Source organism: Aliiroseovarius sp. PTFE2010, from assembly GCF_049943335.1.
Classification (GTDB): domain Bacteria; phylum Pseudomonadota; class Alphaproteobacteria; order Rhodobacterales; family Rhodobacteraceae; genus JBNFVY01.
Window position 1 is genome coordinate 1 of sequence record NZ_JBNFVY010000044.1, and the last position, 470, is coordinate 470.

At 64.0% G+C, this 470-nt stretch carries 2 protein-coding genes; both read right to left on the reverse strand.

Annotation, left to right across the window (positions count from 1 at the left end; translation table 11 throughout):
• Positions 1–260 (reverse strand): biotin carboxylase N-terminal domain-containing protein (locus ACP2AV_RS15695; RefSeq protein ID WP_426373706.1); only part of this gene is annotated, 260 nt, incomplete at its 3' end.
• Positions 261–272: 12 nt separating this feature from the next.
• Positions 273–470 (reverse strand): AtuA-related protein (locus ACP2AV_RS15700; RefSeq protein WP_426373707.1); only part of this gene is annotated, 198 nt, incomplete at its 5' end.

The following is a 470-nucleotide window of genomic DNA, read 5'->3' on the forward strand; positions in this document are numbered from 1 at the left end:
GACAGAAAGCCATAGCCCGGATGCACCGCATCCGCGCCGATCCGCTGCGCCACATCGACAATCTGCGCAATGTCCAGATAGGCCGCCACCGGCGTTGCCCCTTCGATGGTCACAACCTCGTCGGCAATCGCATGGGCTGGCCCCTCTTGTTCCGAGGCATGGCGCAACACGGCCGTCGCAAGGCCGCGTGCCTTGGCGGTGCGCAGAACGCGCGCCGCAATCTCGCCCCGGTTGGCCACCAGGAGTTTTGAAATGGTCATGGAACTGTCCTCTTAGCTCGGGTCCGAGGCGGTGAGCCCGTCCCTTTGGGCCATTTCGGCCGGTACGGGGATTTCGATGTCCAGCAGCATTTGCGCAAAGCCCTTGCCTTGCGGATCGATGCGGACCGAGGCGATGCCGCCCCCGCCCAGCGATTCATGCAGCAGGAAGTTCAGCGAATGGCTGCCGGGCAGATCAAAGCGTTCGACCGG